The following is a 26,554-nucleotide window of genomic DNA, read 5'->3' as shown; positions in this document are numbered from 1 at the left end:
TTTGTTCCGCTTGTAGGTCGGATCGTTGTTCAGGCGGCTTGAAAATTGGGCGGATTTCCGCGCGTGTTGCGGGTGGGATTGGCGGAAATCCGCCTGTTCGGGTCGACGAGTCGGTAAATATCAGTAGGGTTTGAACGAAATTCAAGGTGGTTATCCATAATGGTCCCGCTGGTCTTTATTTTGCTAAAACGATTAATGGGGCAAAACGCAAAATGGCGGCTTCCGGCCTGAAGCAGGAGGACGCTTGAAGAAGGGCACAGCAGGTCAAACAACAAAACGAGGAGGAAAATCATGTTCAGGACAGTAGCCAAGGCAATTGGGGCGTTGACGATTTCCACGGTTTTTTTGGCAGCGCCGGCATTTGCCGAGCCGATCGTCATCAAGTTCAGCCACGTCGTTGCGGTTGACACTCCCAAGGGAAATGCGGCCGAATTTTTCAAGAAACGGGCCGAAGAATTGACCCAGGGCAAGGTGAAGATCGAGGTCTATCCGAACAGCCAGCTCTACAAAGACAAGGAAGAGATGGAGGCCTTGCAGCTCGGAGCGGTACAGATGCTGGCGCCGTCCCTGGCGAAATTCGGTCCGCTTGGGGTCAAGGATTTCGAGGTGTTTGACCTTCCCTACATTTTTAACGGCTACGAGGAGTTGCACAAGGTCACCAACGGTCCTGTCGGCCAGAAATTGCTGGATAAATTGGATGCCAAGGGCATCAAGGGACTTGCCTACTGGGACAACGGTTTCAAATCGTTTTCAGCCAATACCCCGATCAAGGCCCCTGAAGATCTGAAAGGCAAAAAAATGCGCATCCAGTCGTCCAAGGTGCTTGAGGAGCAGATGCGTGAACTGAAGGCCATTCCCCAGGTCATGCCGTTTTCCGAAGTCTACCAGGCCCTGCAGACCGGGGTTGTCGACGGTACCGAAAATCCGATCTCCAATTTCTACACCCAGAAGATGCACGAAGTGCAGAAATACATGACCATCACCGATCATGGCTATCTGGGCTACGCGGTTATCGTCAACAAGAAATTCTGGGAGGGACTTCCCGCCGACATCCGCAGCCAGCTTGAAATCGCTATGAAGGAAGCGACCGATTACGCCAACAAGATCGCCAAAGAATCCAACGACAAGGATCTGGAGTCGGTCAAGGCTTCCGGCAAGACCGAGGTCACGACCCTTACCCCCGAGCAGCGGGCTGCCTTCAAGAAGGTTTTGGTGCCGGTGCACGAGAAAATGGCCAGCCGGATCGGCAAGGACACCGTGGTTGAGGTGCAAAAGGCCGTGGGTTTCACCAAGTAGACGATTTTCGGCCGACGACGATGAACTTTTGAGGAGGGAGGCGGCCTCGCCTTCCTCCTCGCTTAATGAAGAAGGATGCGGAAGCAATGAAATTTCTCAATCATCTCGAGGAATGGTTCATCACCTTCCTCATGGGGGGGGCGACCCTGGTCATCTTTGTGGCCGTGGCGCACCGGTATATTGCGGGTTGGCCCATTCCGGTGCTCCAGGATTGGCTCTTGACCCTGAATTTCGGATGGGCTCAGGAACTGTGCATTATCATGTTCGTGTGGATGGCTAAGTTTGGCGCCGCCTACGGCGTCCGGACCGGCATCCACGTCGGGGTCGACGTGCTGATCAACCAGATGGAACGGTCGACCCGGGGCAAGTTCATCGTCTTCGGGTTATTTGCCGGAGCCCTGTTCACGTCCATCGTGGCGGTGCTGGGCGGCAGTTTCGTGTGGGACAACGGCATGCATTACGCGGTGTTCCACGCAATCGGCCTCGATACCGGTACGCTGCCCGAAGGACCCACGACGCCGGATCTCGAATGGCCGACCTGGATCGTCTATAGCGCCGTGCCTCTGGGGTCGTCCCTTATGTGCTTTCGTTTCCTGCAAGTCATGGTGAGCTTTATCAGGAGCGGCGAGCTGCCGCACCATGACCATGGCCATGTCGACGGCGTCGAAGAAACGGGCCAGGTATCAACCGAGGAAAAACGCCTGGAGGTGCGGGCTGTTCTGCAAGGCGATGCCCAACAGGATGAAAAAAGCACCAAGAGCAAGGAGGATGCACGATGAGCGCCGCCATAATTTTCGGCATCCTGCTGGCTCTCATGCTGACAGGCATGCCCATATCCATTTCGCTGGGTTTGACGGTATTGACCTTTCTCTTTACCATGACCCAGGTTCCTCTGGAATCGATTGCCCTGAAGCTGTTCACCGGAATCGAAAAATTTGAGATCATGGCGATCCCTTTTTTCATCATCGCCGGCAATTTTCTCACCCATGGCGGGGTGGCGCGGCGGATGATCAACTTCGCCACCTCCCTGGTGGGCCACTGGTACGGCGGCCTCGCCCTGTCGGGTGTCGTTGCCTGCGCATTGTTCGCAGCCGTGTCCGGGTCGTCTCCGGCCACGGTGGTGGCCATCGGCTCGATCCTGCTGCCGGGGATGCTTAAAGCCGGTTTTCCCAAGTCCTTCGGTGCCGGGGTCATCACCACCTCGGGTGCCCTGGGTATCCTGATTCCGCCGTCCATCGTCATGGTCATGTACTCCGTGGCCACCAATACCTCGGTGGGGGCGCTGTTCATGGCCGGCGTCATTCCGGGCGCGGTGCTCGCCTCGATGCTCGGCCTCCTTACCTGGTATCGGGCGAAGAAATTCGACTATCCGCGCCAGCCCAAGGCCAGTTGGAAGGAACGCTTCCGGACCTTTCGCGAATCCTCCTGGGGATTGATGCTGATTATCGTGGTCATGGGCGGTATTTATACGGGCATCTTCACCCCCACCGAAGCGGCGGCGATGAGCGCGGTCTATTCCTGTTTTGTCGCCGTCTTCATCTACAAGGACATGCGGTTGAAGGATGTGCCCAAGGTGCTACTCAACTCGGCCAACATGTCGGCGATGCTACTGTACATTATCACCAATGCCGTCATGTTTTCCTTCATCTTGGCCAATGAGAACATCCCGCAGGACCTGACCAACTGGCTGCTCGACAAGGGGCTGGGCCCGATCGCCTTTTTGCTCGCGGTCAACGTTTTGTTGCTGATGACCGGCAATTTCATGGAGCCTTCGTCGATCATGCTGATCTTCGCCCCGATCCTCTTTCCGGTGGCAATAAGACTCGGAATCGATCCGATTCACTTCGGGGTCATGATGACGGTCAACATGGAGATCGGCATGTGCCATCCGCCGGTCGGCCTGAACCTCTACGTGGCTTCGGGCATCACCAAGATGGGGATCACCGAGTTGACGATCGCGGTCTGGCCGTGGCTTTTGGCCATGATCGTCTTCCTGATCATGGTCACCTACTGGCCGCCGCTCTCGATTTGGCTGCCGAAATTGCTCGGCATGATGTAGCGTCGGGGGGGTGCCTTGGGGCGGACGATGGGGGAACGTCCGCACCAAGGCATTCTTTCCTTGCTCTGACAGACATGTTGTTCATGGCCTTGTTGTCTGCCGGAGGGGATGGCCTTATTTGTAGTCGCTTTTGTCCAAACCGTACTTGCGCATCTTGTCGGAGAGTGTTTTGCGAGGAATGCGCAAGGCATCCATCACATCCTTGATACTGCCGTTGCTGGCCAGCAGGGCCTGCTCGATCAGCGCCCGTTCGAAACTGTCGACCTGGCCGGCAAGGCTGTTATCCTGCTTTTTTTCCGTGCCCGACAACAATCGTTCCAGCGACCAGCCGTGCTGGCTGCCCAAAAGGACGTAACGCTCGGCCAGGTTGCGCAGTTCCCGAACGTTTCCGGGCCAGCCGTATGCCATGAGCACGTTCATCTGCGCCGGTTTCGGCAGCGGAACTTCCTGTTGGTACCTGTGGCCAGCCACCAGGAGAAAGTGGTGAAAAAGCAGGGGAATATCCTCAAGACGCGCCCGCAGGGGCGGGATTTCCAGACAGACCACATTGAGCCTGTAGTAGAGATCTTCGCGAAATTGCCCGGCCTCGGCCGCCTGCAGGAGATTGATCTTCGAGGCGGCCACCACCCGAACGTCCAAGGAGATCAGTTTGTTGGAGCCGAGGCGTTCTAAAACCCTCTCCTGCAGGACGCGCAGCAGATGGACCTGGGTCCTGAGCGGCATGGATTCGATCTCATCGAGCAACAGGGTGCCGCCGTTGGCGTGCTCGAACTTGCCTATCCTGGTCATCTTGGCATCGGTGAAGGCGCCTGCTTCGTGGCCGAACAATTCGCTTTCGATCACGCTTTCGGGAACCGCGCCGCAGTTGATGGCCACGAAATTCTTCGTCCGGCGATGGCTGTGTTCGTGCAACGACCGGGCAACCAGTTCCTTGCCCGTTCCGGTTTCGCCGACAATCAGGATATCGGCGCCGATATCGGCAATCCTGGCAATGGTTGCCCGCAGCCGTACCATGGCTTCCGTCTTGCCGATGATGCGCGGTCCCGGGGCGCTGTGCGCTTCCAATTCCTGCCGAAGAATGCGGTTTTCAAGGGTCAGTGCCCTTTTTTCCAATGCCCTGCCCACGGTCTTGACCAATCGTTCCGCCGAATAGGGCTTTTCGATGAAATCATAGGCGCCGTCCCGCATGGCCTGTACCGCGGTGGAGATGTCGCCGTGGCCGGTAATCAGGATAACGGGAAGGTCGCGATCGATTTTCTGGACCTGCAGCAAAAATTCGAGGCCATCCATGCGCGGTAGGCGAATATCGCAGATGACCACGCCGGGCCAATCCATGGAGAGATGAGGAAAAGCGCTTTCGGCGTCCTCAAGGCAAAGGACGTTGAAATCGGCCAATTCAAGCGTTTGCGTGTTGGCCTGACGAATATGCTTTTCATCGTCAATGAAAATGACGTTGTTCCCTTTTTCCATGGCCTTTGCTCACGTTTCCTCAAAAATACACTCGAATTTGGCTCCGCTTTCGGTCGCCGCAACCCGAATGGTCCCATTCATTTCATGGAGAATCCGCTCGGTAATGGTCAGGCCCAGGCCGAGTCCCTTACCTGCCTGTTTGGTCGTGAAAAACGGTTCAAAAATATGCGGCAGGTGATCGGGGGCAATGCCCGGCCCGCTATCGGCTACGCTGAGAATCACGGTACCTTGGTGGCGGTAGCCCCGGATATTGATTTCCTGTCGCGGCGCGCCTTCGACAGCGTGCAGGGCGTTGCTGACCAGATTCACCAAAACCTGCTGGAGTAATACATAGTTGGCGCGCAGGTCAAGATCTTCGGGATCAATGACCACTTTGATCCAGGCATCGGTCTTGCGAACCACCGGGTTCAGAATCTCCAAGGCGCCGTCGATGACACCGTGCAACGGCACCCGATTCAACTGGCCACTGGTCTTGCGCGAAAATTGCTTGAGCTGCACCCCGATTTGGGCCATCCGGTCGGTGAGTTCGCTGATTTGCTCAAGATTCCACATGGCTTCCGTCAACCGCCCCTTGGCGAGAAACTGGCGGCCATTGTCCGAGTAACTGCGGATGGCCGCCAGCGGCTGGTTCAGTTCGTGATTGATACCGGCGGACATTTGGCCAAGCGCTGCCATCTTGGCGGTATGTACCAGTTCGGACCGCGTGTTGCGCAGGGCCTGCTCCACTCGCTTGCGGTCTTCTATTTCCTTGCGCAGCAAGGTGTTGGCCTCGGTCAGTTCCTGCGTGCGTTCGGTGACCCTGGTCTCAAGCTGTTCGTTGGCCACCTCGAGAACGCGACGGGCCTGGTCCTCAAAACGTTTGAGATCAACCACGCGCTGGCGGCGCTGCTTGATGAGGAGCACCACGAGCACGCTCAAGGCCAAAAAGGCATTCAAGGCAACAAAAACAAGAAATACAAACCGCTCTACTCGCCAGGTGTCGGTCAGGATATGCACCTTCCAGCCCGCCTGCTCCATGGCGTGGGTCTGGAGCAGAAATTCTTTCACCTGGTGTTGCGATCCTGACTTAATTCTGACTATCTTGCCCGCATCGCTGTTTTCTGTCTTGATTACCTCGAGAGGTTGCAGGGCAACATTGGGGTAGCGCCGACTGGCGACAATGCGTTGGCGAAGCTCGTCCGCCAATGGTGTAAGCGTCTGGAATCGCCAATCCTTGTTAGTTGATAAAAAAATTACCCCATCGGAATCGGTGACGAGAAAGGTTTGATCGGCATGGCCCCAGTTCTCCTCAACGGAGTCGATATTGATCTTCAAGACAAGGGCGCCGAGAATGCGGTCCTGTTGACGCACCGGATAGGCGAAATAGTAGCCGCGCACGCTCGATGTCGTGCCCAAGGCAAAGTATCTGCCAGGTCGTCCCTGCATGGCCTGGTGAAAATAGGGGCGATAGCCGAAGTTTTGCCCGATAAAAGGCGATTGCTCCTGCCAGTTGCTGGCCGCAATGGTCAATCCTCGGTCATCCATGAGATAAATGTCCGATGCATGACTGATCCTGTTAATCTTTTCCAGATAACGATTGAGAAAGTCGACCTTTTCCGGTGTTGCGGGAGTCATGAGCTGCTGCGCCAGCACCCTGTCGTTGGCCAGCAGTTCGGGAAAATTCTCGTATTTTTCTAAAACTCCCTGCAGATAGGTGCTGTACAATTCCAGCCGCGAGGCGCCTTCTTCGGCAAGATCCTTTAATTTTTGGTGATACAGCCAGGTAAATGACCACCAGACATTCCAGGCGATGACCAGCAAATAGATAAAAAGGGCAAGAAAATAATTGATCCGGGGAAAGGCTTTCATGCTGTAAGAGGCGGGCTGGTGCGAAGTTGGCGGCATGTTCGCGGAAAAGCCGGATCAAGAAAAAGCGGATCGGCAACGTTCAGGCTGCAAACCAGACATCATCCATGGCTGCTTGTCAAGAGGCAGGACCATTCCTTGGCAGGGAGATTCCCGGAAAAACGTCCGCGGCCACATTACCGCGGCGCGAGCCCAAGCGGCGTCGGGAATAACGACAAATCAACCCCACGCACAAAAAAAAGGGTTATATCGCCTCTTGGCGATATAACCCTTGCGGATACTTCCTGAAAATCGAAAATCAATGATCGATGGTGAAGGAAGCCTTGAGGAACTCTCTGTTCAGGCGGGCGATGTTGCGAATGGTGATGCCTTTTGGGCAGACATTCTCGCACTCGCGCTCGTTGCCACAGTTGCCAAAACCATCCTTGTCCATCTGCAGGACCATATTGATAGCCCGCTTTTTGGCTTCCATTTTGCCCTGAGGCAGCAAGGCCAGCTGGGCAACCTTGGCACCCAAGAACAGCATGGGGGTACCGTTGGGGCAGGCGGCGGCACAGGCGCCGCAACCGATGCAGGCGGCGGCATCCATGGCCTGCTCGGCCACATGCTGCGGGATCAGGATGGTGTTGCCATCCTGCGGCGATCCGGTATTGACGGAAACATAGCCACCCGCGGCGATGATGCGGTCAAGGGCCGAGCGGTCAACGATAAGATCTTTGACGATCGGGAATCCCTGGGACCGGAAAGGTTCGATAACAATAGTATCGCCATTCTTGAACCGCCGCATGTGGAGCTGGCAGAGGGTGGTCTCTTTGTCCGGACCGTGAGCGGTTCCGTTGACCACTGCGCCGCACATGCCGCAGATACCTTCACGGCAGTCATGGTCGAAAGCGATGGGCTCAAGACCTTTGATGGCAAGCCATTCATTCAGCACATCGATCATTTCCAGAAAAGAACTGTCGGTGCTGATGTCCTTGAGAGCATGTTCCTCAAAAGCGCCTTTTGCCAGAGGACCATTCTGTCGCCAAATTTTTACATTTATATTTATCGTTTTCGATGACATATTCGTTCTTCTACTTTGGAGTTTGAACTTCAGTAATGAACCCGTTTATACAAGTGTACAAGTATGCATTACTTGTAGCTGCGCTGTGAAGGAATTACATACTCGAAGGTCAGCGGCTCTTTGTGCAGTTCCGGTGCCGTTCCCTGACCTTTGTATTCCCAAACACCGACATAGCTGAAGTTTGCATCGTCACGTTTGGCTTCGTTTTCCTCTGTCTGGCTTTCTTCTCTGAAGTGGCCACCGCAAGACTCCTGGCGATGAAGAGCGTCACGGACCATCAGTTCGCCAAATTCAAGGAAGTCGGCAACACGGCCGGCACGCTCCAGCGACTGATTGAGTTCCTGACCCGAGCCGGGAACGATGACGTTTTCCCAGAATTCGGCGCGAATTTCGGGGATACGCTTGAGGGCCAACTCCAGCCCTTCTTTGTTTCGGCCCATACCGCAATAATCCCACATGATCTTGCCGAGTTCCTTGTGGTAATGATCGACGGTTTGGCCACTTTTGCCGCTCTTGGTGTTTTTCATGAGCTTGTTGACCTGCTCTTTCACCTCGTTGGCGGTAGCTTCGAAGGCCGGATCGTCGGTGCTGGTCGGAACCGGAGCCACGGTTGCCAGATAGTTGCCGATGGTGTAGGGCAGGACGAAGTAGCCGTCGGCCAGACCCTGCATCAGAGCTGATGCGCCCAGGCGGTTAGCACCGTGGTCGGAGAAGTTGCACTCGCCGGTAGCGTAGAGGCCGGGAATGGTGGTCATCAGATGATAGTCAACCCACAGGCCGCCCATGGTGTAATGGATGGCCGGGTAGATCATCATCGGCTCCTTGGTCGGATCGCTGTCGGTAATCTTCTGGTACATATGGAACAGGTTGCCATATTTCCGCAGGATTACATCCAGACCGTCGCGTTTGATCGCATCGGCAAAATCGAGATAGACGCCGAGACCGGTCTCGCCGACACCCTTGCCTTCGTCGCATGCCTGCTTGGCGTTACGGGAAGCCACGTCGCGGGGGACGAGGTTGCCGAAGGACGGGTATTTCCGCTCAAGATAGTAATCGCGCTCGGACTCGGGAATATCGGCCGCTTTGCGTTTGTCGCCCACGGTTTTGGGAACCCAGACGCGCCCGTCGTTGCGCAGACTCTCGCTCATGAGGGTCAACTTGGACTGAAAGTCGCCATGGACCGGGATACAAGTCGGATGGATTTGGACGTAGCAAGGATTGGCGAAACCTGCGCCCCGCTTGTAGGAACGATAGGCGGCGGTCACGTTGGAAGCCATGGCATTGGTCGACAGGAAGTAGACGTTGCCGTATCCACCGGTGGCCAGAACAACGGCGTGCGCCGAATACTTCTCGATTTCACCGGTGACCAGGTTGCGGACGATGATGCCTTTGGTAACGCCGTCGACCACCACCAGATCCATCATCTCGCGCCGGGTGTACATCTTGACCTTGCCGGTGCCAACTTGCCGCATCATCGCGGAGTAGGCACCCAGCAGCAGCTGCTGTCCCGTCTGGCCCCTGGCATAAAAAGTACGGGAAACCTGGGCGCCACCGAAGGAGCGGTTAGCCAGGGTTCCGCCGTATTCACGGGCGAAGGGAACGCCCTGAGCCACGCACTGGTCGATGATGTTGTTGGCGACCTGGGCCAGGCGGTAGACGTTGGCCTCGCGGGCACGGAAGTCGCCGCCCTTGACAGTGTCGTAGAACAAACGGAAGATCGAGTCGCCGTCGCCCTGGTAGTTCTTGGCGGCATTGATACCACCCTGGGCGGCGATGGAATGCGCACGACGGGGGCTGTCCTGAATACAGAAGGATTTAACGTTGTAGCCCAATTCACCAAGGGTTGCTGCGGCGGAAGCGCCTGCCAGGCCTGTTCCTACGATAATGACTTCGTATTTGCGCTTGTTGGCAGGGTTAACGAGTTTGTTGGAAAAACGGCATTTGTCCCATTTTTCTGCTATCGGTCCTTCAGGTATTTTTGCGTCAAGCTGCATAGTCGTTTCTTTTTGCTGAAGTTAAAAGGAATAAAACTTGTGGAGATGATGCCTGCCCGAGCAGAAATGGCGCCGTGGAGGAATCATCCGTCGTCTCGTGTAAACCTACAGTATCAGAGCAATTGATTCCGAGAGATGACCATGAGGAATGTGATCAACAGAAATACAGCGCCCATGATGCCTGCCAGTGCCCAGGCAACAACGCGTAACGGGTAGTCGTATTTCGGATGGCTGATTCCGAAGGTCTGAAGCAGTGACCAAAAACCATGGCTGATATGGATAAACAGCAGACAGATGCCCGCGGTGTAGATCAGGGTGAAGAAAGGATTGTTGAGGACTTGGGTGACAAAGTCCGAAATGGTTTTTACCGTGGTTTTCTCGACAAAATGGAAATTGGCGAGATGGATGAGGATGAAAATGAAGATGGCCGCGCCGGTGTAGGGCATGGTCTTGGAGGCCAGGGTCCGGCCGCCCGCACAAGTCTCTACCTCGTATTTACCGCCACGTGCCTTGCGATTTTCCAGAAAAAGGATGATGCCGGTGACAACATGGAGGAAGAAAATGGTGTACAAGCCGATTTCAAAGATGGGAACAAAAATGCCTAATGAGTGCAGATGATGCGCGTAGGCATTAAACGCGCTTCTCCCCCAGAAAATTGTACTGTTGCCTATGGTATGGACGAGCAAAAAACCGCCCAGCATAAACCCAGTAAAAGCCATGATGTACTTTTTGCCCAGTGAAGATCGAAAAGTTTGAATGAACCACGACATAATTACCTTTCCTGATTGAGAGTTAAAAAGAGAGAAACAGTTGATACGACTGGTAAAACCGGGTTTGTGCGCACTCAGAATACGAAACTGAACGGTGATTCATTACCAACCTGTTGTCCGTCCTGTCAAGCAAAAAAAGGTCGTGCTTCCTGTTCGGGAGAATCCGGAACGCGTTTCCGATTGGTCTGCTCTCATCCCATCGAAATGGCACGGTCGCTGTTCTTGATTTTTTACGGGAACAAGCGCGATTGCGGATACCGGCGCGGCACGGGGCGTTTACCTGCCGTGCCGGTCGTTCTACCTGGCTGCGTACACAATCTGAAACGGTGATTTTGGAAGCGGCGGGGGAGGTGAGTACGGAAAAAAGCGTTGAGTCTTGAGCACGAGCGGTGGCGTTTTCACTTGATGGCGGCAGCCGCTCTCTCTTCGTCGGCCCGTTGCAGGCCTTCCATGAGCAGTTTCATGAAATAGCCGATTTCCGGGGCGTCGAAGTCTTCGGGCGGGAGGCCCGGAGTGAATTTAAACCGTCCACTCTTTTCCCTGAGTACCTCGTAAAAGGCTGTTTCCCCTTTGTTGCCGGCGTAGCTTGCCTTGATCAGCGCTCCCTGGCGGAAGGAGAAACGGGCCGTGCCCTTGAGCAGTTGGGTGATGGTGAGGATTCCGGTCTTACTGTTGATGTTCAAGGTCTGGAACAGGGCCTCGGGCGGTATTTCTTCCAGTTTGCCGATCATGCCCGAGGCGTAATCGTCGCCCCGGACACGGTTCGAGTCGGCCAGTCGCCTGGCCAAGAGGCGGGTGAAATACGTTTGCAGCGCCGGATATTTATCCACGAGCGCCTTGAAATGTTTGTGGTCGATGGTGAGCAATTGGCAATCGCTGCGCGTTTGCACGGTTGCGCCGATGTTCTCGTCGCAGATCAGGCTCATCTCCCCGAATACCTCGCCCCGGCTGAGGGTGGCGATGGGAATGCCGGTATCGTTGAGGATATCGACCTGTCCGGACACGATGACGTAGAAATGGTCGCCGGGGTCGCCTTTGCGCAGGATGATCTCGTTTTTCTTGCAGTTCCGCTGCTTGCAATATTTGATAACATTGCCGAGGTTGCCCTGATCGATATGGCGGAAAAAACCGAAGTCGTCCAATTGGCGCAGGATGGAACCGATATGGCCTTCGGTACCGGCCTGCTCGTCTTCCCTTGCCGTGGTCCGAAAGTGTTCCAGCCGGATCGACCCGGTGCAGCCGGAACAGGAGATCATGCAGTCGGGAATCTGGTCTGCCCGCTCGTATTCGATAATGATTTTGGTCAAATCGCCGTTGAGGATTTTGCAATTGCCCCTGTCGGGAGGCGAATGGACCATGCTGGTATTGATGAAGGAGTGGGCATCCTGGCTTGCCATGCAAATGGCGATTCCGGAGATTTGGAAGACGTCGCCGTAACGGAACAGCGGGCAGTGCCTGGATTCGCACACCCGAAAACTAATTTTGGGAAACCCCATGGACCACTCCTGAAACGATAGGCAAAATGTGCGGCGCGTGCTAAGAAAAAACTCCGGTTCCTGAGGGCACATTATGCATGAGATATGCCCGGGGTACAAGGAAATCCTACCACGGCCCACGGCCGTTACGAGACAGATATGCTGAACACGTCGATACGCCCGGACGGCCGTTTTCGGGTCGGCCGCCACACCCCGTCCTACCGAGTGGCCAACCTGCGCGAACGGGATTTGCATTGCAGCCTCGGCCAGCTCGCCGATGGCACCGAAGTGGCCAATGTTGCCAATTTTCCCGAAAGCGACGTGGCCGTGGCCAAGGCCAGAACCATTTACGAAATTCCCAACCCTTTTCCCTTTCGCGGCTGCACCTATATCGATTCCGGCTGGGCCGATGCCCGCGCCGCAGATCCCGGATCGATCCGGATTCCGCCGCAGCAGCAGGTCTCCCTGCGGGAGATGATCGGCCAGCGTTGCCCGGACGCCGCCATCCAGGAGATCGTCACCCAATTACCCCTGCCGCTTCGCTATCAGCTGGCGGTTTCCTCCACCGATCCCGTGGAATTGATCTGGCTGGCCCATTCCTGCTGCCGGTTCGTCTTGGCTGCCGACGGCATGCCCGCGGGATTACGCTATTGGCAATCAAACGGACGGACGCGTCCCGATATCGACGATTTCGAGCTGTTTGAAACCATTGCCAACAATCCCCATCTTCCCGACAGCTACAAGGAGGCGATGGTGCTGCGGCCAGGAACGCAGGGCAACAGCGAGATCGTTGGCGATTATTGCCGGGGCACGACCGAGATTTTTGAGTATTTGCGCGGCAATTCCTACATTCCCTGGGGGCATTACGCCGCCAATTGCGCGCCGGCCTCTATCCGCTATCGCATCGCCGATCTTTCCCGAGAAGACATGGCAGGGCTGCGCCATCTCTATTACCAACGGGTGTTCATGGTGCTCGCGGACAAGCTGGGGATGGCGCCGGAGGTCCGCCGCCGCCGGCTTGCCGCAGAAGAGTTGGAATTGCTGAGGCAGGCAATCGTCGAACGTCTGGCCAGCGGTGCCGACCTGGAAGCCTTTGCCACTTTGTGGGGCTGGAACTTCGGCTACGATTTTTCCGGATCCGGCTACCGGCTGCATGCCTCGCACCAAATGATCCACCAACAGTATGCCCTGGTGCCTCAATGGGTGACGGAAGCGGATGGCGATGTTTTTCCCGCCTATTGCTGCGGCGATTTGGTGGCCGATGTGATCGCCCGCTACCGCCAGGACTATCATTCCGATTTTTTTAACGACTACCTGGTGACCCTGGCCAACAACACCCGCACCGATGGCAGCGCAGGCACCCGTTCGCTGGTGGTTTGGGAGGATGGGCGGGTCGTGCTGTTCGTCCCCAAGGCCCAGGTCTCCCAGTGGGAGCTTCAACTGCTGGTCAAGGCCGACTGGGCCGGTGGACCGGTGGGAAATGCGGTGGAAGCGGACGCCTCGGTGCGCGATTCGCTCGACCTGGGCATTCTTACGGCACAGCGGGTGCTCGCCCGGCTGGGGGCGACCATGGTGACTTCGATCGAGTATGCCAAACGTCTGGGCACGACCAACGGCCAGCGATTGCTCTACGCCTTCCTGCCTAAGTTGCCCTGGTCGATGGGGGCCTTCAGCGAAGCCCAGGGACGATTTATCCTCGGGCATTATCCCGAAGATTTTGCCGAGGCCTGCCGCCGCCAATTGGATTGAGCGGCTTTCCATAGCAGCGTCCGGGCATGTAACCGCAATGGCGTATTGCGCGTCGCACCTGGCATCCATTGCCCCGGAAGCGCTTGGGGCCGATGGAGTCGGATCTTTTCACGAACAGAACACTAAGCACGGAACATCAATGAAAAAAGGATATTATGGACAGTGGGGCGGGGCCTTCATCCCTGAGGTGCTCCAGGCGACCTTCGCCGATTTGAACAGGGCTTATGAGCAAGCGCGGGCGGATGCATCGTTTTGGCAGGAATATGTAGAATTAATGAGCAATTACTCCTGTCGGCCCACGCCGCTCACCTTTGCCGGCAATCTGACCCGTCATTTCGGCGGCGCCAAGATCTTCATCAAACGGGAGGATCTCAACCATACCGGCGCCCACAAGGCCAACAACGTCATGGGGCAGGGGTTGCTGGTCAAGCGGATGGGCAAGAAGCGGGTGATCGCCGAGACCGGCGCCGGCCAGCACGGCATGGCCACCGCCACCATGGCCGCCCGGTTCGGCCTTGCCTGCACTATTTATATGGGCGAGGAAGATGTGGCCCGCCAGCGGCCCAATGTGTTCTGGATGGAAAAACTGGGCGCTACCGTGGTGCCGGTCACCGATGGCAGCCGTACCCTCAAGGACGCCATGAACGAGGCGTTCCGCGATTGGGTCGCCTCCATGGAGGACACCCATTACGTCATCGGCACGGTGTGCGGCCCCCATCCCTTTCCGGAAATGGTGGCCTGGTTTCAGTCGATCATCGGCCAGGAGGCGCGGCAACAGATCCTCAGGCAGCACGGCGTCTTGCCTGCCCGGGTCTATGCCTGCGTGGGCGGCGGTTCCAACGCCGTTGGCATTTTCCAGGGATTCCTCGACGATGCCGAGGTGGAGTTGGTCGGGGTCGAGGCGGGCGGGCAGGGCATCGCCACCGGCAGGCATGCGGCCCGGATGGTCGAGGGCAGCAGCGCCAGCCCCGGAGTGGCCCAAGGATACAAGACCATGTTTCTCCAGAACCCGGAAGGGCAGATGCTCGATACCCATTCCATTGCCGCCGGCCTCGACTACGTGGGGGTGTCGCCGATCCTGGCCGATCTCGGCGACAAGGGCAGGGTCCGGTTCGCCTCGGCCACCGATCGCGAAGTCATCGATGCCTTGAGCCTGACCATGCGCACCGAAGGCATCATCCCGGCCATGGAATCGTCGCATGCCTTTGTCCAAGCCTTCAAGGAGGCGCCGACCATGTCGCCGGACCAGGCGATCATCATCAACATGTCCGGCCGTGGCGACAAGGATATCTTCACCATTGCCCATGCCTTCGACGATCCCTCGTGGAAGGCCTTCATTGTCAAGCGGGCCGAGACATACGCGATCGGCTGAACGGCGGCCCCCCCCGTGCAGGGTTATTTTCATAGAGGTGCAAGGTGAGCAGAGACTTGGAGCAGGAGCTGAAACAACGGCTGCAACAGAAAAAAATTCTCCTCATGACCCATCTGGTTCTGGGGTATCCCTCGCTTGCGGTCAATCGCGAGGTGATCCGGCAGATGGCCGAGGCCGGCGTGGACTGCATCGAACTGCAGATTCCTTTTTCCGAACCCATTGCCGACGGTCCGGTGATCCTCAAGGCCAGTCAGTACAGCCTGGACCGGGGAATCTCGGTGGAGGCGTGCCTGCGTTTCGGCCAGGAGATGGCGGCGGCCTTTCCCCGGGTACGTTTTTTGTTCATGACGTATTACAATATCATGTTCAAATACGGCGAACTCGCCTTTCTCCGGCGAACTCGCGACATCGGTTTGTGCGGCACCATTGTCCCCGATCTGCCGCCCGAGGAAGGGCACGATTATCTGGCTGCCAGCAAGGAGCTGGGGCTGGCGCCGGTGCAATTCTTCACCCCCACCTCCAGCGAGGAGCGAATGAGCCATGTGGCGGCCCAGGGGGCGGGTTTTATCTATTGCGTGGCCAGGCGGGGGGTGACCGGCAAACAGACCGCCTTTGATCATGCCCTCGAGCAGTATTTGGTCAGGTGCCGTCAGGCCACAAGCCTGCCGCTGGCGGTCGGATTCGGTATCGGCAACCGTGAGGATGTGGCCATGCTGACCGGCAAGGCCGACATGGCAGTGATCGGCACCGCCACCATCAAACTGGTCGACGCCAAGGGGCCTACGGCGGTCGGCCCTTTTATCGCGGAATTGCTGGCGTAAGGACTGGCACAAGAGCACCAGAAACCAAGAGCGGCAGCCGGGATGTTCGGACCGGCAACAATAAATCAGCATACAAGGCTCCGATTCTTCGGAGCCTTTTGCATTTCGTCCATCTTTTTTTCTTTCCTCGGAGCAGCACGCAACCATGACAACACCAGTATTAACAAACGAACAACTCGGTACCGCAACGGTGCTGTGGGATCTCAATGCCCTGTACCCCACTGCCGATGGCCCGGAGATCGGAGAAGACATGGCTCGCTGCCGGGAATTGGCCGAAAACCTGGCCGTCGAAGCGGCCGGCCGCATTGCCGGGCTCGAGGCCGAAGCCATTTGCCGAGCGGTCGAACGTCTCGAAGCCATTGATACCCTGTTGGCCCGGCTGGAAACCTATGCCTACCTCCATTTTATCACTCAAACCGGCAATGCCGCCGCCTCGGCCCTGTTGCAGCGGGTCGAAGAATTGGAGGCCGCGGTCGGCAAGCTGACGGTTTTCTTCCGCCTGGAATGGAACCGGATGGACGGGGCCAGGGTGCTGGAATTGCTCGCGGAACCGCCGTTGCGCCGTTATCGTCATTATCTTGAGGCGATGCGGAGATTTGCACCGCATCAACTCAGCGATAAGGAAGAGGAATTGCTGCAGGAGCTCAAACCGGTGGGCAGGAGCGCCTGGAATATCTTGTTTGAAAAACTGTTCGGCCAGCTGCGGTTCGGCCAACGCGGCAGGACCGAGGAGGAGGTGCTGAGCGATCTGTATCATCCGGACCGCGAGGTTCGCAAAAACGGGGCAACGGAGTTGACCGCCGGGCTGCGCGACAATCTGCATCTGCTCACCCAAGTGTTCAACACCCTGGCTGCCGAAAAGATGATCTCCGACCGGCTGCGCCGTTATCCCTCTTGGGACAGCGCGATCAATCTGACTAATGAATTGGAGGATCGGACCGTTGCCACTCTGGTCGATGCCGTGGTCGGACGCTACGACATCGTCCACCGATACTACCGGTTGAAAAAACGTTTGCTCGGCGGGGGCGAATTGTTCGATTACGATCGCTACGCCCCGGTACCGGGCGGCGCGGAAGTCGCCATCCCTTGGGAGCAATGCCGGCGGATCGTCCTGGATGCTTTTGCCGGGTTTTCCCCCGAAATGGCTGCCATAGCCTCCTGTTTTTTCGATAAGCGCTGGATCCATGCTCCGGTTCTCGCCGGCAAAGGGGGAGGCGCTTTTGCCCATCCCTGTGTGCCCGAGGTTCATCCCTATATTCTGGTCAACTACACCGGCAACGTGCGCGATGTCGCCACCGTGGCGCACGAATTGGGGCACGGGGTGCATCAATTCCTGGCGGCGGAGCAGGGTTTCTACCACAGCGATACGCCGTTGGTTCTGGCCGAGACAGCCTCGGTCTTTGCCGAACTGCTGGTGTTCAAGGCTCAGGTCGGCCTGCTGTCACCCCGGGCGAGGCTGGCCTATATCTGCCAGAAATTGGAGTCGATTTTTGCCACGGTCTTTCGCCAGGTGGCCATGAACCGGTTCGAGGCGGCGACGCATACCGGCAGGCGGCAACAAGGAGAATTGTCGGCACAACAGCTTTCCTCCCTGTGGCTGGAAAGCCAGAGGCCGATGTTCGGCGATACGGTGACCCTGCGGGACGACTATGGTCTGTGGTGGGCTTATATTTCCCATTTCCTCAGCACGCCCGGCTACGTGTATTCGTATGCCTTCGGCGAACTGCTGGTTCTGGCGCTTTATGCCCGCTACCAGGCCGAACCGGAAATATTCGTCGGCCGCTATCTCACGCTGTTGCGATCCGGCGGCAATGGCTCGCCCTACGAGTTGCTCCGCCCTTTTGCGATCGATCTCGATGACGCGGCCTTCTGGCAGGGAGGGCTTGACCTCATCGACCGGATGTTGTCGGACGCCGAACAAGAGGTGACGTTTATTGTCAACAAGTGACATTTATTGACGAATACGCCATTTCTTATACGTAATTTTGCCGAAATGAATTTTGGATCGATCAAAGACGGTCACAGGCCGTTCCTTAGGTCGAGGTGCGCAATTTTGTTTGATTTTTATTTTGCTTGCCCCCACAATTGAATGTGAAAGGGAGTTCAAGGCGAGGGCATGTACGTTTTTGCGCTTTTTTGCGCGACATCTTTTTCCTCGTAATAATTCCCACCTGTAAACGCATGTTGACAGTTTTGGTCCAACATGTCGGGCATGAGACTTGCTTTGTCTTCGTCGTGTTTCGAATGTTTTGCCGGCAACGCCGGAAAAATCGGTTGATTGGTGAGCTGGTGTTGTTTTGTTGCCGATGCCGTGAGCTCTTTGATTGTTCCAGCTGTTTGCAGTTTGTCCTTTTATCTGGATAATGTGTATAATTGAGCAGATGCAGCTTGTTGTAAAAGCATTGCAGTGGAACGAAGTAAATCCCGGGAAATTCGATGGTGATGAAAGCTAAAAAAATAGATGGATTTTCCCTCGACAATATTTTGCAGATTTTTTCCATGGAGAAAAGATCTCAGACATTGCATATAACGAAAGAAGGCAATGTCGGTGTGCTCGATATAGAAAATGGGGATCTTGTCCATGCTGAATTCGGAGATATTACGGGATTAAATGCGGCTATTGAAATTATTCTCTGGGACGATATTCAAATAGAATTGTTTCCGCTTAGATCGATATCGAGAACAATCAATAGTTCGATTATCAATATTCTTCTTGAAGTTTCAAAATTAAAAGACGAAAGGAAAAATTCCCTCGATGAATCAGGGGAAGCGCTGCTCGACTCCTCAATTGAAAAAGCTGAGCAGCAGCAATATAAGGAGGCGCATTCCGATCTTGTTCAGTACATGAAAAAGAATCGGAGCAATTCCGTTGCCTGGATTTGGTATTCTCGTATTCAGGGCAACGTGGAAATCATGAAAAAAGCCCTGAAAATGGCGGCGAACCTTGACGCCGACAATCCGTTGGTCAAGGAAGAACAAAGCAAGTTCGACACTGTTTCGGATCATCTGACCGATGATGTGGTCCGGAAATGTTATTTCTGTTGGGCGCCGCTTAATAAAAGCGCCAGTGTCTGCCAGTATTGTCGGGGGCATCTGGCGATCACCCGTGAAACCCTGACACAGTCGGGATCGGCCGACGCCGGCTGGCTCAAACAGTCGCACGAGCGCTATAGCCGCATTTTAGGCAAACATCCTCGCAGTCTCATCGCCCTTTATTGCCTTGCCCTTATCAGCGTCAACAGCCGCAATTTCCAGGATGCCCTCGCTTACCTCGACAAAGCGGCAAAAATGGCGCCGGACAAAGCCCTGTTTGCCAACCAACTGAAGCTGTTGCTCGATCATTTGGCCCGCCAATCCGTCGAGGAACAGCCGGTATCTGAAAAAACCGCAACAGCCGCCGTTCCGGTGTCGGAAGAGACTGCCGATGTCGTCGCAGCCCCTGAACAGAAAATGATTCTGGTGGTGGAGGACAGTTCCACCACCCGGAAGGTCATCTCCATCACCCTTAGCCGTCAAGGATACCGGGTAGTGGAGGCCGCCGACGGCCTTGAGGCCTTGAGCAGAATCAGCGAGGAACGACCGGACCTGATCATGCTCGACGTCATCTTACCGAAGATGGATGGATACAAAATACTGTCCATTATCAAAGGTAATCGAGAATTCAAGGATATCCCGGTGATCATGCTTACCAGCAAGGATGGCTTTATCAACAAGATGAAAGGCAAGATGGCCGGTTCCTCCGCTTATCTCACCAAGCCGTTCGACCCGGACATGATGATCGCTGAAATTCGGAAATACGTGTGATTGCTTCCATCAAATCGTCCGTATAGGAAAATAAGAAGAAGGAGAAAACCATGGCCAAGGGGAAAATATTGGTTGTCGATGACAGTCCCACCCAACTGAACATGATGCGAGCGCCGTTTGAAGAAAACGGATTTTTGGTGATCACCGCCACCGATGGCGAGGAAGCGGTGGCAATGGTGGAAAGCGAAAAACCCGATCTGGTGGTGCTGGATGTGATCATGCCCAAGCTGAACGGTTTTCAGGCCTGCAGGAAAATAAAGACCATCAAGCAAGATTTGCCCGTGATTCTCCTGACCTCGAAAAATCAGAAAAGCGATGAATTTTGGGGCAAGAAACAGGGGGCCGACCTGTACATGACCAAACCGTTCGACAGTGCCGAGTTGTTTGCCAATGCGACCAAATTGCTGGCTTAAGCAGCTTGCGGCCGTTCTTGAAAGACGCATCGATGGAGGCAGCCCCGATGGCCGACGCCAACGCATCCCACAACCCGGATACCGGGGACCAGGAAGACACCACCCTGCACGCGCTGCTTGCCGCCATTGATCGCGAGACCGCCCAGGAACTCGCGTTGGACGCGGCCTCGCTCAAGGAAAGAGCGGCTCGCAACATCAGGAAGAAGAAACCCTACATCGCCTTTGCGCTGGGACGCGACGAGATGGCGCTTCCTATCGGTTCCGTCCGGGAAATCGGCTATCTGCCGCCGGTGACCCCCTTGCCGAACATTCCCCCTTGGATCAGGGGAATCGTACAGATCCGGGGGGAAATCCTGTCGGTGGTTGATTGCTGCCTGCTCTTCGGCATCAAGGAGGCCGGCCACCACCTGCGGCCGTCCTATGTCCTCTTTACGCATGAAAATCTCACATTTTGCCTGATGGTCGACAGGATCGCCGGTGTCGTCAACGTCGATGAACTGCACGATCCGCTGTTGCCCTTCACATCCGAATATGGCGATCATTTATCCGGGGTGTCGTCGTTTTTCAAGGGAGCTCACGTTGTGGGCGAACGGACGGTCCACATTCTGGATGACCAAAAGCTGGGCTCCTCGCCGCTGATTGTACAATGGCAATAATCATGGCGCGCCGAACGCGAACCGTTGCACCGGGAGCAAGGTAATGTCGCAGAACAAGAACGATTTTCTGGCGGGATATATCGAGGAGGTGCAGGCCTACGTCCCGACCATGCGCGCCGCCATTGGCGAACTGCGGGCGAATCCACGCCAGCGAGACACCCTGGAGGAGTTGCATCGACTGGCGCATATTATCCGCGGCGCGTCCTCCATGGTCGGCATCGGCGTCCTCAGCCGGATTGCCGGCCGCATGGAGGATACTTTGGAACAGGCGCTCGAAGGCCGGCGAGGGCTTGCCGAAGAGGCCCTGGATGCCATGGACGCGACGGTCGCCCGCATCGGGAGCTATTGCCAAGACCTGCAGCAAGGAGTTCCCGTGGACGAGGCACAGCTGACCGACCTTGCCGAAGCGGATTTCAAAGGTCTCGATGCCAATGCGGACGAGATGTCTTTGCTCGATTCCATGGAAGAGCCGATTTTTGACCAGGCCCTTCCCTTTGCCGAGTTCTCCGATTCCGAATCCGACGACGAATTGACGGCCGCATTCCAGACCGAGGCCGAGGAACACCTCGAAGCCCTGCACCAGGCGATACAGGTCCTGGAAAGCCAGGTCACCGGCACCGTGCCGATGAACGGCGAACTGCGGGAGACGGTGCGCCAGATCCGGCGATCCGTGCATACCATCAAGGGCGCGGCCAGCGTCATCGGGTTGGCCGATCTGGCCGCCTATGCCCATCTGGTCGAGGATGTGCTCGACTGGCTGTACGAAACCGCGGGGAGCGTGGAACAGCGGGCAGTGCCGCATCTGGCCGATGCCTTGGATCTGCTGGCGATAATGATCCTGAACCCGGCCCTGTTCGATGAACAGCGGGCGCAAACGGTGTTGGCCGCATTGCAGACGGCCTGCATGGGCGCGGGAACGTCGCTTGCGGCCCACGAGGACGGCGAAGAGATTGATGTGTTGAGCGAGGCGGTGCTCGATGCCCTTGCATCGCCTGCCGACACCGCAGATATGCTGGAAGACGGTGCGACTACAGGGGCGATGCCGGATTCGCTTTTCAGCGACGAGGAAAAACAACTCCTGTACGAGGGTTTTTTGGAAGAGGCGGAAGAGCATCTCCAGCAATTGCACGCCTCGATGCAGATCTTGACCGTCGAAATCGACAAGCGGGTCATTCTTGATGCCGGACAAAAGGAAGAGGTCCGCAAGATCAGGAGGGCGGTGCATACCATCAAGGGCGCGTCGGCGGTCATCGGCTTGCGCGATATCTCCGCCTATGCCCATGGGGTCGAGGATTTTCTGGATTGGCTCTATGCGGGCTCCCGCCATCTCGATCCGGAAACGGTGGAGATCCTGACCAATGCCCTGGATTGTCTGGGCCTGCTGGTGGAATCTCCCGAATCGGTCCCCATGGACAGGCGGACCGATCTGCTCCGGCGCTTGCTGGCCATTTCCCGGGAAAACAAGCTGGAAGAACCGTTGGTCGAGAATCTGCCCGACCTGTCCGAGGCGTCTGCCGTTGCGGATGCAACGTCATTGACAGGCAGCGCCGACCGGGAAGCCGATGCGGCCGCTCCTCTCCAGGTTGCGGCCTCCGAGGCGAGCCGGACTATCCGCATCAATCAGAACCAGCTCGATGTCCTGATTAACCTGGCCAATGAGCTGCTGGTGGGCATCAGCGGGTTCGACCAAAACATGGGCTTGTTCAAAAAAGCGCTGGAGGAGATGGAATTGACCTCCCGGCGGCTGAAAGACATCGCCCTGGAATTGGAAACCAAGTTCGAAGTCAAGGCGCTGGATCAATTGTCCCGGCATTTCGTCCATATCGACAAGACGGTGGCCGATCTCAAGGCCAGCCAGAGCTTTTCCGAATTCGATGCCCTGGAGTTGGATCGCTACACCCAGCTGAACCTGATCATTCGCTCCCTCAACGAGTCGGCGATCGACGTTGCCGCCATTCACACCAATCTGGGTGGCGTCTACAGCGGCATTGGCGGCGATATCGGCCGCCAGCACCGGGTGATCCGCGAGTTGCAGGTGCAGATGATGCGGACCCGCCTGAGCCCGATGGCCACCTTGTCGTCGAGGCTGAACCGCACCCTGCGCGACGTGGCTTCCCGCCTGGGCAAGCGGGTTCGGCTGGTCATCGAGGGCGAACGGGTTGAGCTCGACCGCATGGTCTGGGAAAAACTGGCCGACCCGTTCATGCACCTGGTGCGCAATGCCATTCATCACGGGATCGAGTCGCCCGAGGAGCGGCAAGCCTGCGGCAAACCTGCCCTGGCCACCGTCACCCTGGCCGGCCGGAGGGAGGGCAATCACCTGGTCATCCGCTTCAGTGACGACGGACGCGGGTTGGATTTCGCTGCCATCCGGGAAAAGGCCCGCCGGTTCGGACTGGGCCATGCCGTCGACCAGATGGACGAGGAGCAACTCACCGAGCTTATTTTCTATCCGGGATTCAGCACCAAGACCATCAGCGAGATCTCGGGTCGCGGAGTTGGCATGGATGTGGTTCGGGCCAATATCAAGGAGTTGCAGGGATCGGTGACCGTGGAAACCGGGGCCGGAGCGGGAACGACCTTTGTTTTGCGCGTGCCTCTCACCCTCGGCGTTGTCCGGGCCCTGCTGGTCAAGGTCGGCGAGGTGACCTACGGCATCGCCCTGAACGACATCAAGGATATCCATCGTTTGGAGCAGGGGAGCATCTCTTTTGCGGACAAGACCTGCCACATCGCCGGCGAGACCGTGCCCTGGCATTCGCTGACCGGTTTGCTCGGCATTGCCGGGCTCGATCCGGACGAGGATCATTCGTTGGTGCTGAATATGCTGGCCGACGGGCGGACTATCGGCCTTTCCATCCCCCAGATCACCGGGCAGAAGGAAATCGTCATCAAGGGGCTCGGCACCCACCTGCGGTCGGTGGCCGGCGTATCCGGGGCAGCGGTCATGGGCGACGGTAGCATCGTGCCGGTGCTGGACATTCCCGAACTGGCCCAGGCCGCCTCCCGCGCGAAACACAGGGCCATCGCTTCCTTCAACCTGGAAATTCCCCGCGCCTTCACCGTGATGATCGTCGACGATTCCATCTCCATTCGCCGCGTCATGAGCCGCTTGGTGGTTGCCAACGGCTGGGCGCCGGTCGAGGCCAAGGACGGGTTGGATGCGGTGGAGCAATTGGAGATGGCGGAGGTCCGGCCCGATTGCATTGTCCTGGACATCGAAATGCCGCGAATGAACGGCTTTGAGTTCCTGGCCAAGCTGCCCCATGTTCCCGGAGGCAAGGATATTCCGGTGGTGATGCTGACTTCGCGAACCTCGGCCAAGCATCAGGAAAAGGCCATGCAGTTGGGGGCCAGGGCTTTTTTGAACAAGCCGTGCAAGGATGAGGAGTTTGTCGACACCGTGCTCAGGCTGACCGGCCAAAGCGATACGCCGGTACCGGAAGCCGAAGGGAGGACTGCACGATGAAAATGTTGTATCTCGCTCAGATAGGTCGACAGCTGTTTGCGGTTGACAAGGAATGCGTGATTGGCGTCGGCACGTGCAACGGCGGTTCTTTCAAGCCGATCGAGGAGGAGGGGAGGCGATATTTGCCCCTGCCTCACGGCGACCGGGCGGTGATCTGCGATGTAGGGGCTTTGATGGCCGGTTACGGCGAACGAGCGCCGTTAAAGCGAGGAATCCATTATCTGATCGTTGCCCACGACGATCAGGCCCTGGCCCTGACCATGACCGGCAAGGGCAGGATCGTCGCGGCGGATGTCGCCGTTACCCGGCCGTTGCCGCCCGCCTTCACCAGCTGGTCGCGGACGTTGGTCCCCGGCGTGCTGATTAACGGTATGGACCTGATCTTGCTGCTCGACCTGCAAACCGTGCTGGAAACCACGGTGACTCAGCCTCGTCAAGCCGAATGCCGGGCTCAGGAGAAGAGGTGAGAGATGAGCATGAAAAATGAACGGCAACAGCTTGGTCTCCGCAGCTTCCTTCTCCCTTTGGCGGTCAGCGACAGCCCCGGTAATTTTGTTTGCCTGTTCACCCAAAACCAGGTGGTCGAGATTCTCGAACCCCGGTTCGTGCTGCAAATCCCCGGCAGTCCCGGCTATCTCCCGGGCGTTTTGTTGTACCACGACAGCCTGCTGCCGGTCATCGACCTCGACGAATTGTGCAACCGGCGTCAAGCTGGACCAAGAAAACGCTACCGGCAATTGGTGGTGGTCCGTACCGGCGCGGCCGATCCGGCAACCGGGGCCCCCCTGAAGGCGGTGGTGGCGGTCAAGGCGCAGGTGCGGATCGCCAAAATATCCGGCAAGGAGCTGGCGGAATCGTTCGAGCGACAGGAAGCACCGCCTTCCCTGAACGCATCGGGCCTGGTGCGAGGCTGCTTCAGGCGCCAGGACGATGCGATCGCCCTGCTCGATCTCGGGCCGGTGGTGCGCGGCGCCTATGCAACCACTTGAGGCATGTCGGCCATGATGGAGCAAAGTGTTCTCGATAACCGGATTCGGGTGGTGACCAGGCGAATGGAAGGGGTCCGGTCCATCTCGCTCGGTTTTCTCATGGCGGCCGGACCGATGGACGAGGCGGAAGATCGCGGCGGCGTGGCCCATCTGGCCGAACATCTGATGTTCGCCGGCACCGGACAACGGGACGCCGACGAGATCGCCCGGATGATGGATACCACCGGTGGCCAGATCGGCGGATTCACCTCCCGCGACTACACCTGCTTCACGACCACGGTGCTGGATGATTATCGCACCTATCTGATCGATTTGATGGGTGATTTGTTGTTGAATTCGCGCTTTGCCGACTATGCGGTCCACCAGGAGAAGGAGACGATCATCAGGGAGTTGAGCGCCCAGCTCGACCGGCCGGATGTGTGCGCCCACGAACGTCTGAAGGCCCATGTCTGGCAGGGGCATCCGCTGGGGCGGCCCATCGGCGGCACCATCGCCTCGGTGGCAAGCCTGCAGCAGGACGATGTGCTCCGCTTTGTCCGCAACAATTACCAGCCGCGCCGGTTGATCATCGCCGCAGCCGGCAATGTCCGCCATCAGGACGTGGTCGCCAACGTGGCCGATGCCTTCTGGATGATGCCGGACGACGGCAAAAACGACCCCGATCCAGTTCGCCCCGCTTTTCGTGGCGGCGTGACGGTGGAATGCAAGGGCGTTTCCCATGTCTACTTCTCGATAGGGTTGCACGCCGCTCCCTATGCGGCGGCGGAACGCTACCTGATCCACCTGCTCACCGCCATCCTGGGGGGCGGCATGAGTTCCCGCCTGTTTAGGAAATTACGGCAGGAATTAGGGATGGTATATGAAATAACAGCCGAATATCAGGCATACCGAGACGACGGCGTCATCGTGATCGAAGGGGCAACAACCCCCGAACTGCTGCATCCGGTCCTTTCCCACATTTTCGTGGAGATCATGGGCATGGCCCTGCAAACGCTGCCTATTTTGACTGAAGAACTCTGGATCGCAAAAATGCAACTGCAGGGACAACACATCATTGCCCAGGAAAACTCCCATACCTGCATGAGCAGTTTGGCTACCCAAGCCTTCTATTTCAATCGATCCATCGATTCGTCCGAGATTTTAGATCAAATTCTGCATGTGGATTTGGAAGGGATAAATGCCATTGCCGCGCGTATGCTGGCGGAAGGGCTGCACCATCCGGCCATCGCTCTGGTCGGACCATCCTGCGAACAGGTGTGCAATACCATGGCGCTTGAAACCATGCTGCGGGATTTTCAGTAATCCACAC

The 26,554-nt window shown here is 57.0% G+C and carries 21 protein-coding genes; 14 read left to right on the top strand and 7 right to left on the bottom strand.

Features of this window, described 5'->3' with window-relative positions:
* Nucleotides 1–29: 29 nt before the first annotated feature.
* Nucleotides 30–383 (bottom strand): hypothetical protein, encoded by a 354-nt coding sequence (locus RMR13_RS03540; RefSeq protein WP_310599260.1) that lies wholly within the window; start codon nucleotides 381–383, stop codon nucleotides 30–32.
* On the opposite strand from RMR13_RS03540, the gene RMR13_RS03535 reads away from it, so the two are divergent.
* The 3 genes from RMR13_RS03535 (at nucleotide 289) to RMR13_RS03525 (ending at nucleotide 3,355) form a co-directional block, all read left to right on the top strand.
* On the top strand, nucleotides 289–1,296 hold the full coding sequence (locus tag RMR13_RS03535; RefSeq protein WP_409070257.1) for a TRAP transporter substrate-binding protein: 1,008 nt from the start codon (nucleotides 289–291) through the stop codon (nucleotides 1,294–1,296). The two genes, RMR13_RS03540 and RMR13_RS03535, sit on opposite strands and share 95 nt — an antisense overlap.
* A gap of 86 nt (nucleotides 1,297–1,382) precedes the next feature.
* On the top strand, nucleotides 1,383–2,075 hold the full coding sequence (locus tag RMR13_RS03530; protein WP_310599258.1) for a TRAP transporter small permease: 693 nt from the start codon (nucleotides 1,383–1,385) through the stop codon (nucleotides 2,073–2,075).
* Nucleotides 2,072–3,355, top strand: a complete 1,284-nt coding sequence (locus tag RMR13_RS03525; RefSeq protein WP_310599257.1) for a TRAP transporter large permease subunit — start codon at nucleotides 2,072–2,074, stop codon at nucleotides 3,353–3,355. The genes RMR13_RS03530 and RMR13_RS03525 overlap by 4 nt, the downstream gene beginning before the upstream one ends.
* Before the next feature lie 114 nt (nucleotides 3,356–3,469).
* Here RMR13_RS03525 and RMR13_RS03520 read toward each other — a convergent pair whose 3' ends face one another.
* The 6 genes from RMR13_RS03520 to RMR13_RS03495 form a co-directional block, all read right to left on the bottom strand.
* Nucleotides 3,470–4,825, bottom strand: coding sequence for a sigma-54 dependent transcriptional regulator (locus RMR13_RS03520; RefSeq protein ID WP_310599256.1), 1,356 nt, complete (start codon nucleotides 4,823–4,825; stop codon nucleotides 3,470–3,472).
* Nucleotides 4,826–4,834: 9 nt separating this feature from the next.
* Nucleotides 4,835–6,625 carry an ATP-binding protein gene (locus RMR13_RS03515; RefSeq protein ID WP_310599255.1) on the bottom strand — a complete coding sequence of 597 codons (1,791 nt, stop codon included), beginning with the start codon at nucleotides 6,623–6,625 and terminating at the stop codon, nucleotides 4,835–4,837.
* Nucleotides 6,626–6,968: 343 nt separating this feature from the next.
* Nucleotides 6,969–7,733 (bottom strand): succinate dehydrogenase/fumarate reductase iron-sulfur subunit, encoded by a 765-nt coding sequence (locus tag RMR13_RS03510; protein ID WP_310599254.1) that lies wholly within the window; start codon nucleotides 7,731–7,733, stop codon nucleotides 6,969–6,971.
* Between the two features lie 68 nt (nucleotides 7,734–7,801).
* Nucleotides 7,802–9,727 (bottom strand): fumarate reductase/succinate dehydrogenase flavoprotein subunit, encoded by a 1,926-nt coding sequence (locus RMR13_RS03505; RefSeq protein WP_310599253.1) that lies wholly within the window; start codon nucleotides 9,725–9,727, stop codon nucleotides 7,802–7,804.
* A 113-nt stretch (nucleotides 9,728–9,840) separates the two neighbouring features.
* Entirely contained in the window at nucleotides 9,841–10,497 is a 657-nt protein-coding gene (locus RMR13_RS03500) for a succinate dehydrogenase cytochrome b subunit (RefSeq protein ID WP_310599252.1), read from the bottom strand.
* A 398-nt stretch (nucleotides 10,498–10,895) separates the two neighbouring features.
* Nucleotides 10,896–11,993, bottom strand: coding sequence for a cyclic nucleotide-binding domain-containing protein (locus RMR13_RS03495; protein ID WP_310599251.1), 1,098 nt, complete (start codon nucleotides 11,991–11,993; stop codon nucleotides 10,896–10,898).
* Nucleotides 11,994–12,131: 138 nt separating this feature from the next.
* Here RMR13_RS03495 and RMR13_RS03490 point away from each other — a divergent pair, with 138 nt between their 5' ends.
* The 11 genes from RMR13_RS03490 to RMR13_RS03440 all read left to right on the top strand — a co-directional run bounded on the left by RMR13_RS03490 (nucleotide 12,132) and on the right by RMR13_RS03440 (nucleotide 26,547).
* Nucleotides 12,132–13,721 (top strand): hypothetical protein, encoded by a 1,590-nt coding sequence (locus RMR13_RS03490; protein ID WP_310599250.1) that lies wholly within the window; start codon nucleotides 12,132–12,134, stop codon nucleotides 13,719–13,721.
* Nucleotides 13,722–13,860: 139 nt separating this feature from the next.
* Nucleotides 13,861–15,093 (top strand): tryptophan synthase subunit beta, encoded by a 1,233-nt coding sequence (gene trpB / locus RMR13_RS03485; RefSeq protein ID WP_310599249.1) that lies wholly within the window; start codon nucleotides 13,861–13,863, stop codon nucleotides 15,091–15,093.
* Nucleotides 15,094–15,137: 44 nt separating this feature from the next.
* Complete coding sequence (trpA, locus tag RMR13_RS03480; protein ID WP_310599248.1) at nucleotides 15,138–15,914, top strand: tryptophan synthase subunit alpha; 777 nt, start codon at nucleotides 15,138–15,140, stop codon at nucleotides 15,912–15,914.
* Between the two features lie 145 nt (nucleotides 15,915–16,059).
* Nucleotides 16,060–17,862 (top strand): M3 family oligoendopeptidase, encoded by a 1,803-nt coding sequence (locus RMR13_RS03475; protein WP_310599247.1) that lies wholly within the window; start codon nucleotides 16,060–16,062, stop codon nucleotides 17,860–17,862.
* A gap of 488 nt (nucleotides 17,863–18,350) precedes the next feature.
* On the top strand, nucleotides 18,351–19,718 hold the full coding sequence (locus RMR13_RS03470; protein WP_310599246.1) for a response regulator: 1,368 nt from the start codon (nucleotides 18,351–18,353) through the stop codon (nucleotides 19,716–19,718).
* 50 nt (nucleotides 19,719–19,768) lie between these two features.
* A complete protein-coding gene (locus RMR13_RS03465) occupies nucleotides 19,769–20,131 on the top strand; it encodes a response regulator (protein ID WP_310599245.1) in 363 nt (120 codons plus the stop codon).
* A 47-nt stretch (nucleotides 20,132–20,178) separates the two neighbouring features.
* Nucleotides 20,179–20,787 carry a chemotaxis protein CheW gene (locus tag RMR13_RS03460; RefSeq protein WP_310599244.1) on the top strand — a complete coding sequence of 203 codons (609 nt, stop codon included), beginning with the start codon at nucleotides 20,179–20,181 and terminating at the stop codon, nucleotides 20,785–20,787.
* Between the two features lie 43 nt (nucleotides 20,788–20,830).
* On the top strand, nucleotides 20,831–24,256 hold the full coding sequence (locus RMR13_RS03455; RefSeq protein ID WP_310599243.1) for an Hpt domain-containing protein: 3,426 nt from the start codon (nucleotides 20,831–20,833) through the stop codon (nucleotides 24,254–24,256).
* Entirely contained in the window at nucleotides 24,253–24,723 is a 471-nt protein-coding gene (locus tag RMR13_RS03450; RefSeq protein ID WP_310599242.1) for a hypothetical protein, read from the top strand. Before RMR13_RS03455 ends, RMR13_RS03450 begins: the two co-directional genes overlap by 4 nt.
* Before the next feature lie 3 nt (nucleotides 24,724–24,726).
* A complete protein-coding gene (locus RMR13_RS03445; RefSeq protein WP_310599241.1) occupies nucleotides 24,727–25,245 on the top strand; it encodes a chemotaxis protein CheW in 519 nt (172 codons plus the stop codon).
* A 12-nt stretch (nucleotides 25,246–25,257) separates the two neighbouring features.
* Complete coding sequence (locus RMR13_RS03440) at nucleotides 25,258–26,547, top strand: pitrilysin family protein (protein ID WP_310599240.1); 1,290 nt, start codon at nucleotides 25,258–25,260, stop codon at nucleotides 26,545–26,547.
* Nucleotides 26,548–26,554 lie beyond the last annotated feature (7 nt).

This window comes from Desulfobulbus sp. (genome assembly GCF_031547805.1).
In the GTDB taxonomy this organism is placed as follows: domain Bacteria; phylum Desulfobacterota; class Desulfobulbia; order Desulfobulbales; family Desulfobulbaceae; genus Desulfobulbus.
This window is presented reverse-complemented; position numbering and strand designations above follow the sequence as displayed.

Bases quoted from the DNA above. Each gene is read 5' to 3' on its own strand.
- RMR13_RS03530 (WP_310599258.1), top strand. From the start codon at position 1,383: ATGAAATTTCTCAATCATCTCGAGGAATGGTTCATCACCTTCCTCATG.
- RMR13_RS03525 (WP_310599257.1), top strand. From the start codon at position 2,072: ATGAGCGCCGCCATAATTTTCGGCATCCTGCTGGCTCTCATGCTGACA.
- RMR13_RS03520 (WP_310599256.1), bottom strand. From the start codon at position 4,825: ATGGAAAAAGGGAACAACGTCATTTTCATTGACGATGAAAAGCATATT.
- RMR13_RS03510 (WP_310599254.1), bottom strand. From the start codon at position 7,733: ATGTCATCGAAAACGATAAATATAAATGTAAAAATTTGGCGACAGAAT.
- RMR13_RS03505 (WP_310599253.1), bottom strand. From the start codon at position 9,727: ATGCAGCTTGACGCAAAAATACCTGAAGGACCGATAGCAGAAAAATGG.
- RMR13_RS03500 (WP_310599252.1), bottom strand. From the start codon at position 10,497: ATGTCGTGGTTCATTCAAACTTTTCGATCTTCACTGGGCAAAAAGTAC.
- RMR13_RS03495 (WP_310599251.1), bottom strand. From the start codon at position 11,993: ATGGGGTTTCCCAAAATTAGTTTTCGGGTGTGCGAATCCAGGCACTGC.
- RMR13_RS03490 (WP_310599250.1), top strand. From the start codon at position 12,132: ATGCTGAACACGTCGATACGCCCGGACGGCCGTTTTCGGGTCGGCCGC.
- trpB (WP_310599249.1), top strand. From the start codon at position 13,861: ATGAAAAAAGGATATTATGGACAGTGGGGCGGGGCCTTCATCCCTGAG.
- RMR13_RS03475 (WP_310599247.1), top strand. From the start codon at position 16,060: ATGACAACACCAGTATTAACAAACGAACAACTCGGTACCGCAACGGTG.
- RMR13_RS03470 (WP_310599246.1), top strand. From the start codon at position 18,351: ATGGTGATGAAAGCTAAAAAAATAGATGGATTTTCCCTCGACAATATT.
- RMR13_RS03465 (WP_310599245.1), top strand. From the start codon at position 19,769: ATGGCCAAGGGGAAAATATTGGTTGTCGATGACAGTCCCACCCAACTG.
- RMR13_RS03460 (WP_310599244.1), top strand. From the start codon at position 20,179: ATGGCCGACGCCAACGCATCCCACAACCCGGATACCGGGGACCAGGAA.
- RMR13_RS03455 (WP_310599243.1), top strand. From the start codon at position 20,831: ATGTCGCAGAACAAGAACGATTTTCTGGCGGGATATATCGAGGAGGTG.
- RMR13_RS03450 (WP_310599242.1), top strand. From the start codon at position 24,253: ATGAAAATGTTGTATCTCGCTCAGATAGGTCGACAGCTGTTTGCGGTT.
- RMR13_RS03445 (WP_310599241.1), top strand. From the start codon at position 24,727: ATGAGCATGAAAAATGAACGGCAACAGCTTGGTCTCCGCAGCTTCCTT.
- RMR13_RS03440 (WP_310599240.1), top strand. From the start codon at position 25,258: ATGATGGAGCAAAGTGTTCTCGATAACCGGATTCGGGTGGTGACCAGG.